The following is a 6,956-nucleotide window of genomic DNA, read 5'->3' on the forward strand; positions in this document are numbered from 1 at the left end:
ATCTGGTTAAATTCGTCCTTAGCTTCTGAACAAAACGTCCTTTTTTAATAAAAAGGAGATTGGGGCGCGTTTTTAAAGCGCACCCCATCAGTAAACATCAGATAATGCCTTCGCTCACAGGGAACTTTGTTCCCGCCGCTCAGTGCGGTGAGGTTTCAGTTTCAGTGAACTATTCCCCGTAATACTGCGCAAGCGCAGCATAACGCGCAGTACAGCCGGGCAAGCCCGGCCAACTGCGGCCAGAGGCGGGAATAAGAAATAGTAAAGTGGTTTTACGTCCGGAATATTCAGGCAGGGAGGAGGGGGATATGCGGACTATAACAGCCTGTCACCGGCGCTGCCGGGCTGCGGCGGCCATCTGGTCACGGTGATATTCTCAGCAATATTTGCCGCCTGACATGCGCTGACGCGCATAAAAACAATATTATGGGGTTCTATTGATGACCACCTGTTCAAAAAACGTACTTAGCGTACGTTTTCGTACGGTTGGGCTTCAGACCCCTTCTACGCCGGAACCCCAGATTTTTCCGTCAGGTTGCTCAAGGCTTAGTAGAGCGTCACCTCTCTCAAAGAAACCATTCAGGTCTGATACCAAATCTGGCTGACAGTGCTTTAATATGAGAAATAGTCAAAGCCCGCTGCCCTGAAAGGATCTGACTGATAAGTGACTTGGAGCCTATTTCATTTTTCAGGTCAGAATAAGATAGTTTGTACTGGTCAATCAGTGTTCGCAACAAGGCAACACCCACAGAGGTTTCTGTGATGGAATTGTTAAATTCAGCAAAATCTTCACATGTGTCTTCATAATCTGCAATTTTCCCAGCCAGGAAGTCAATGAGCGGACTCTCATCATCGTATTCGATAAGATAATCCATTAAACCCAGAGCGTCACGGTAGTCTTTCTCTGAGGAGTTTCCGCCTAAAAAAGGCACCGCTGCAACTAAGTCTTTTGCGGCGGTGATTGCTTTTGCTGTATCTGTAATCATTCTTTGTGTTCCCTGTAGTAACGAGTCAGTTTGTCGTATTCAGTGTGTGTAGTGATATGCTTAACGTAAAATCGCTTGTTAACAAAGTTAATGTAAGCAATAACCCGGAGATTGTTTCCTCCCACATCTAGAACCCACCATTTATTACGGTATTTGAAATTATCAAGACTGGGCAGAATTTTTCGTAAATCTTCAGGTGAAGAAAAATCATTTTCTTTGACTACACGATAGAGGGCTTTTATGGCCTGAGCATCATTAGGGTATTGTTTTGTTGCTTCTAAAAAAGGTTCTTTCGATATGACGTGCATCAGGAAATCCATTGTGTTTATAATATGTGAACAGTATAAAGTATTGATGATTGGTTTGCAATATGTAAACGATGGTTTTGTCAAATAATATAGAGGGCAGTTTGGATATCGAAAATTATTGTACGTTAAAGCCTTTTTTGAACAGCCTTGCATAGTCAATAGAGTATACCCCAGCGTCATAACCTGAAATGCTGCCATTTTTCCTTGGGTCATCATCTATCAGTCACGTGTATTGTGATCATCACTTAAAGGGGGGGGGTGAGAAAACGCCTGCTTGCAATACCAACGTACTGCCCGCAGCATGATCATGCCGATAAAATGACGCCCTTTGAACGGATTCATGGTGCGGGCTTCGCTGCGATGATTTCCTTCAGCGTATCAGGTGGCGGATCTTTGCAACAATGCCATATTTATGGGTAATAATTATCATTCCCTTTTATGATCTATGCTATATTACTTTGTAAGAGTAAGCAAAAATAACCGGATAAAGTTTAATGAATAAGAAATACTACATCAAAAATATGTGCTGGGGATGGTTTATGGGAGGGTTTATTTTATATTTAGCACGGGGGGATGACGTTAAATATAAAATGTTGTTTTTCACTGCTTCTATATTTGGAAGCGTGCTATACCCATTAGCCAAATGGTGTATTGAATGGTTTTTCCTTAAATTTACTACTCGAGAATTTTGGGATAGTATAGATACTCCAGGTAAAGCGGGTATGTTGGCGATGTATTATGGGACTGTGTTTTTATTATCTATTCCAATTGCTGTTATTTTTATTGTGATAATTTCTATTAAAAGGCTGCTAAAAAAATAGGCAGCCTTGTATTCAAATGAAATTAAACACCCCAGAATTGATTTGCTTTTTCTACCATTTCGTCATTAATTAAATATCCAGCTATGGCCATAATCAATCCATAGCCAAGAAGCCCGATCGGGTTGCTCAGCAATACACTGAACATAAATGCGACCACGACTGTAGCAGCCCTCCCTGCCACAATGGCTTCCGTCTTAACAAAAAATGGTCGCCAGTTACCGGTTTCTGTTGCTTTGTATAATTCAGTAGTCCAGTCTGCAAAATCAATAACACTACTTGTATGCAGCATTCCCTTACTGAACCGTTTAAAATTATTTGCTATATCAGCTACTTTCACTGATTCTAATGCTGTCGCAATCGCTTTGCGGTCTTTGGCATTGATTTTTTTATTGATGTCTGCTTTGTGCTTTTCGTAGGCTTTTAACGCATCCTCAATATTCCGGATTTTCTTCCCTCTGGCCTGGTCAGCCAGCGCCTTCGCTAACTGTTCGGCTTTTTCTCCATATGCTTTAAACACTGATTGATAGAAATCAGCGGTAAACTTAACCGCATCTTTGACCTGGCTAAATTCATCTTCTGCTTTTTTTACTTCATTTTCAGCTTGTTTGATTTTTTCTTTTTGTGATGCGATATCTTTGTCTGCTTTATTGATATTTTTATTTTCCTCTTCATGTTTTCCATATTTTACTTTATCAAATTCATCGAAATCATGGTCGCTGAGAATAAACCACATCTCATTACTTGTATACCAAAAATCAGTTTGGTATATTTTAAGTAAAATTTCATTGTACACACCAATTGATTTTTCTTTTTCTAACTTCAATTTCTTTGTTATTAATTTTAAATTTTCAGATTCAATAACATTATTGTTTTCTTTTGATTTTTTCTCTGTATTACTGATATCGTTGGCTATTGCAGATAATTTATTAGTTATTGCATCTTTCAGCGCATTAAGGGGTTTCAGTTTTGCGGCATAAATATCTTTAAATTGTTTTCTGATATCATCAGGCACTGGTTTTGCCGGTACCATGTCCTCATTGTCCTCACCTGTAAATTCAGACAGTACAGGGTTAACCGGAGTATTTATATCTGCAATATTGGTATTCCAGATATGGTTAAACTGACCGGGTTCTGTCGGGATATCCCCTTTCCAGCCGGTTACGGTCATGGTATCACCAGTATCAGTGGCTTTCTGCCAGCCCTCCCCTTTCCAGTGATAGCCCATAGAGGTCATTACATCTCTTTCAAACTGAGTGGTATCTTCGTATCGGTTAGCCATAATAATGAATTCCTTTTATCCAAATGATACAACGGGGGTGCTGTATATATAAACAGTATTGTGTTAATAACCAGATGTCAATGATAATTATTATCGTATGCGGGTGTCTTAAATTATGATATATGAGACTGTGTTTTGCTCAGTGAAAAGCAGGTATCAAATATCGTATTTTTGATGTTATGATACAGGTGTGTATCAAAATCGATTAGTGAGAGCAAAATGGCCTTATTAGGTTATGCCCGGGTATCAACCAGTCACCAGAAGCTGAATATTCAGATCGATGAGCTTAAAAAAGCCGGTGTCCGGGATGACCGGATTTTTACCGATATGATGAGCGGTGCCACCGATGAACGCGAAGGACTCAAACGCCTGCTGGGACGGGCTGAAAAGGATGATGTTATTTTGTGTACCAAAATGGACAGACTCGGCCGCAATACGGCGGATATGATTAAAATTGTCGATACCTGCCATAAAAAAGGGATAGCTATCCGTTTTCTGGAAAACGGACTCAGTACCGAAGGGACAATGGGCAAAATGGTTATTCAGATTCTGGCTGCAGTGGCCGAAGCTGAACGGGCACGGATACTCGAACGGACGAATGAAGGCCGGGAGGCGGCAATGGCTGCCGGTATCCGTTTCGGCAGAAAGCCGCATAAAGAGACGTCAGCGGCGGAGGCACTGATCCGGCAGAGAGAACCATTCAGTGCTGTGGCAGCAAAAACAGGTATATCAAGAGCGACCTATTACCGCCTGAAAAGCCGGTTAAAAGGAGAAAATGATGGGATTCTTCAGTCATATTGAGTACAGCGGGCAGCTGCCTGACGGAAAAACAGCGGAAAACCTCGTCACGGATGATCTTGAATACGGTGAGTTATGGTATCGTATTTCCGGTGAAAACCGTCTGCTGCGTGAAAATGATGACAGTTCAGTTACTGATATGAATTATACCGGTTCATTGTATGTTTATACGATGACCGGAGATGAGGCGTATTATTTTATTTTCAGTGAGGACGGTTTTCTGGAAAGTGTACAGACAGCGCAATGAATACGTTAACCTGAAAGCATACCGGCAGGAACCCGTAATGAGTGATACATCCCGTCCCGTTCTCACGCTGAACCGCAAACCGAAAGCGGAGCCGGAAAAAAGCAAAGACACCCCAATACAGCCGGTGTTTCGCAGAAAACAGCGGGTAGATGCTGTCCCGCGCCCGAAAAAAAACAAAGCGGCTCCGGCCGTAAAGCCCCCTGCTCCCGTCAAAAAAACAAAAGTCCCTGAACCGCCTGCGGTGAAGCCTGAAAAAGCCCCGGTCCCGCCGACACCGCCGAAAAAACGGATGAATATCATTGAGGCACTGGGGATTATTACCCGGTACTGGCCGGAACTGTTTCCGGACGGTCAGCTGCGGCCGATGAAAATCGGGCTGAAAGAAGATTTGCTCCTGGACCGGAAAGTCAGGGAACTGCCGGTTTCAGTGCGGACACTGACCCGCTGCCTGTCTTCGGTATCGTATGCCGGGGGCTATCGTCTGACGGTGATTACCGGTGCGGCTCGTTATGATAAAGACGGGCATTCCTGCGGAACAGTGACGCCGGAGGAAGAAGCGGATTCCGTTAAGCGACTGGAAAAGTTAAGAAAACGGCAGGCAAAAGGAAAAGCAGAATAACGTAAGTCAGGGATGAGTTGATTAAACAATGTACAAATCAGTGAAGCTACGGCGGAACGGCGGATACAGCCTGTTTTCCCCCAGGATTCCCTGATTTATCCACAGAATTTCTGGATAAAGCGCCCTTCCCTGCCCTTCTGACATATGTTCTCAGTTTTGCCGGACAGCCCGGTAAATCTGTTCTGAAATCAGTTTACCGGCTTCCGGCGTATAGTGGATACCGTCAGCAGTACGCAGAACAATCCCGTTGACTGAATATGTCCATACCCTGCCGGTAAGCGGACGCGGATCAAATACGGTGTAACCGGCCATTGCGGATGTTTCTGAAATAATCCGGCGGGTATTCACCAGTGCGTTTTCTGTCTGTGTGTTTTTCATGGCCGGAGGCAACACCCAGATAATACTGGCCGCCGGGTAACGTGTTTTTAAAACGGAAATAAACCGTCTGATTTTTTGGCTGTAACGGTGACCGGCAGAGGCAGTCATACCATCATTAGCACCCAGCGATACAATGATTAAATCAGGGGAACTGACCGGCATCCGTTGTACGAACGCCAGCCAGTCATAAAATGCTCCATTTATCAGCCCTGATCTGTCCAGGTAATAATATTCCAGAACGTCCTGCTCTTTCGCTCCTTTTGCTAGGCTTAGAGTAAGACTGTCTCCGATGAATAGAGATTTAGAGTAAGCGCTATTAAAAAGTCCAAACAGCAGAGATATTAATGCATTTATTAATATTTTCATGTGGTTAGGTGATGATATTGAAAGTTTTTCACATCATGGTTTATCTTCATTTTCAGCCAGCCATTGAACTACTAGTGAAATGACAACATCTGTCATATCAATGTTTTTTTTAAGGCAAGAAAATTTAAAGCGATGATGTAGCTCTTCAGGAATGTTCATTTGTAATTTTTTAGTTGGTAAAGCTGGTTTTTTTATGGCGTCAATTGCTGAAGAAAGTTGTCTGTTTTGACCACCTTTCATTAATAATTTATTTTTCATTTAAAATCTCCAAAATTTCGCGCACTATATTATCAATTTCCCCTTTTGCCTGACTATCTGATGTTTCAAATACTGTTCCGCCGTCAAGCATGGTTTTTATGTATGACTGCCTTTGAGTTGTACCAGTTTTGAGTGCTTTGAAACCAGTTTCTTGGATCGAATCCTTCAAAACCTGAACCATTGTTGCGGCATGAACTTTCTTCGTTACTAAAAACCTGGCTTTGACGGGTTGTAAATCGTTACGAGCTTCTATTACGGCCAGTATTGCAGTACTGGCGGCAAAATCTAAAGGAGAGGCTGTAACAGGAATTATTACTAAGTCACTGACCATGACAGCTGCTGATGATATCTCGGAAATAGCTGCCGCACCGTCTATGATTATGTAATCATAGGTTTTCAGACTTTTTTTAATCGAATAGACTTCTTTTTGAGAACTGGCGGATACTACGTCAAAGTTACATTTTTCAGGAACAAACCAATTTCCTATGCTTTGCTGTGGGTCTGTATCTACGACAACTATGTTATGCCCCATTTTACCCAGCGCGGTGGCTACATTAATGGTAGTTGTGGTTTTACCTACACCACCCTTTCCGTTAAGAAATGAAATTATTGTGCTCATAATATCCTCATATAAAATATCCTGTAATCCTGTAATCCTGTAATCCTGTAATCCTGTAATCCTGTAATCCTGTAATCCTGTAATCCTGTAATCCTGTAATTATAGGATTACAGGTTGTGTTATACAAGCGACAATTTTTAATTTTTGAAAATTTTATATCAGGGCAAGTTGATATCGTTTTGAGATTCACTACAATCCTGCAATCCTGCAATCCTGCAATCCTGCAATCCTGCAATCCTGCAATCCTGCAATCCTGCAATCCTGCAATCCTGCAATC

At 42.2% G+C, this 6,956-nt stretch carries 10 protein-coding genes and 1 pseudogene; 4 read left to right on the top strand and 7 right to left on the bottom strand.

Annotated elements, in window-relative coordinates:
- Positions 1–566 precede the first annotated feature (566 nt).
- Together R5268_RS18395 and R5268_RS18400 are read right to left on the bottom strand one after the other, a co-directional pair.
- Complete coding sequence (locus tag R5268_RS18395) at positions 567–986, bottom strand: type II toxin-antitoxin system HigA family antitoxin (protein ID WP_036419713.1); 420 nt, start codon at positions 984–986, stop codon at positions 567–569.
- Positions 983–1,294: a type II toxin-antitoxin system HigB family toxin gene (locus R5268_RS18400; RefSeq protein ID WP_036419711.1), complete on the bottom strand. Its 312-nt coding sequence runs from the start codon at positions 1,292–1,294 to the stop codon at positions 983–985. The genes R5268_RS18395 and R5268_RS18400 overlap by 4 nt, the downstream gene beginning before the upstream one ends.
- Before the next feature lie 494 nt (positions 1,295–1,788).
- On the opposite strand from R5268_RS18400, the gene R5268_RS18405 reads away from it, so the two are divergent.
- Positions 1,789–2,115: a colicin transporter gene (locus tag R5268_RS18405; protein WP_317420310.1), complete on the top strand. Its 327-nt coding sequence runs from the start codon at positions 1,789–1,791 to the stop codon at positions 2,113–2,115.
- A 22-nt stretch (positions 2,116–2,137) separates the two neighbouring features.
- Here R5268_RS18405 and R5268_RS18410 read toward each other — a convergent pair whose 3' ends face one another.
- Entirely contained in the window at positions 2,138–3,394 is a 1,257-nt protein-coding gene (locus tag R5268_RS18410) for a colicin-like pore-forming protein (RefSeq protein WP_317420308.1), read from the bottom strand.
- 219 nt (positions 3,395–3,613) lie between these two features.
- Here R5268_RS18410 and R5268_RS18415 point away from each other — a divergent pair, with 219 nt between their 5' ends.
- From R5268_RS18415 to R5268_RS18425, 3 genes are read left to right on the top strand one after another with little or no spacing between them, the layout of a single operon-like run.
- Positions 3,614–4,195, top strand: coding sequence for a recombinase family protein (locus tag R5268_RS18415; protein ID WP_317420305.1), 582 nt, complete (start codon positions 3,614–3,616; stop codon positions 4,193–4,195).
- Positions 4,170–4,439, top strand: coding sequence for a hypothetical protein (locus R5268_RS18420; protein WP_317420303.1), 270 nt, complete (start codon positions 4,170–4,172; stop codon positions 4,437–4,439). Before R5268_RS18415 ends, R5268_RS18420 begins: the two co-directional genes overlap by 26 nt.
- 37 nt (positions 4,440–4,476) lie before the next feature.
- Positions 4,477–5,058, top strand: coding sequence for a ProQ/FINO family protein (locus R5268_RS18425; RefSeq protein WP_317420301.1), 582 nt, complete (start codon positions 4,477–4,479; stop codon positions 5,056–5,058).
- Positions 5,059–5,208: 150 nt separating this feature from the next.
- On the opposite strand, the gene R5268_RS18430 is transcribed toward R5268_RS18425, so the two are convergent.
- From R5268_RS18430 to R5268_RS18445, 4 genes and pseudogenes are all read right to left on the bottom strand, one after another.
- Positions 5,209–5,802, bottom strand: a complete 594-nt coding sequence (locus R5268_RS18430; RefSeq protein WP_410795845.1) for a GDSL-type esterase/lipase family protein — start codon at positions 5,800–5,802, stop codon at positions 5,209–5,211.
- Positions 5,803–5,835: 33 nt separating this feature from the next.
- Positions 5,836–6,060 (bottom strand): plasmid partition protein ParG, encoded by a 225-nt coding sequence (locus R5268_RS18435; RefSeq protein WP_317420297.1) that lies wholly within the window; start codon positions 6,058–6,060, stop codon positions 5,836–5,838.
- The gene (locus R5268_RS18440) at positions 6,050–6,679 is read right to left on the bottom strand and encodes a ParA family protein (protein ID WP_317420295.1); all 630 of its coding nucleotides are present in this window, start codon (positions 6,677–6,679) and stop codon (positions 6,050–6,052) included. Before R5268_RS18440 ends, R5268_RS18435 begins: the two co-directional genes overlap by 11 nt.
- 7 nt (positions 6,680–6,686) lie before the next feature.
- Positions 6,687–6,956: pseudogene (locus R5268_RS18445) on the bottom strand (hypothetical protein); the annotation flags it as partial.

Origin of the sequence: Morganella sp. BCCO 40_0007 (assembly GCF_032989665.1) — a bacterium.
GTDB classification, from domain to species: Bacteria; Pseudomonadota; Gammaproteobacteria; order Enterobacterales; family Enterobacteriaceae; genus Morganella; species Morganella sibonii.

Excerpts from the sequence above, each read along its gene's own strand:
- R5268_RS18395 (WP_036419713.1), bottom strand. The coding sequence starts at position 986 with ATGATTACAGATACAGCAAAAGCAATCACCGCCGCAAAAGACTTAGTT.
- R5268_RS18400 (WP_036419711.1), bottom strand. The coding sequence starts at position 1,294 with ATGCACGTCATATCGAAAGAACCTTTTTTAGAAGCAACAAAACAATAC.
- R5268_RS18405 (WP_317420310.1), top strand. The coding sequence starts at position 1,789 with ATGAATAAGAAATACTACATCAAAAATATGTGCTGGGGATGGTTTATG.
- R5268_RS18410 (WP_317420308.1), bottom strand. The coding sequence starts at position 3,394 with ATGGCTAACCGATACGAAGATACCACTCAGTTTGAAAGAGATGTAATG.
- R5268_RS18415 (WP_317420305.1), top strand. The coding sequence starts at position 3,614 with ATGGCCTTATTAGGTTATGCCCGGGTATCAACCAGTCACCAGAAGCTG.
- R5268_RS18420 (WP_317420303.1), top strand. The coding sequence starts at position 4,170 with ATGATGGGATTCTTCAGTCATATTGAGTACAGCGGGCAGCTGCCTGAC.
- R5268_RS18425 (WP_317420301.1), top strand. The coding sequence starts at position 4,477 with ATGAGTGATACATCCCGTCCCGTTCTCACGCTGAACCGCAAACCGAAA.
- R5268_RS18430 (WP_410795845.1), bottom strand. The coding sequence starts at position 5,802 with ATGAAAATATTAATAAATGCATTAATATCTCTGCTGTTTGGACTTTTT.
- R5268_RS18435 (WP_317420297.1), bottom strand. The coding sequence starts at position 6,060 with ATGAAAAATAAATTATTAATGAAAGGTGGTCAAAACAGACAACTTTCT.
- R5268_RS18440 (WP_317420295.1), bottom strand. The coding sequence starts at position 6,679 with ATGAGCACAATAATTTCATTTCTTAACGGAAAGGGTGGTGTAGGTAAA.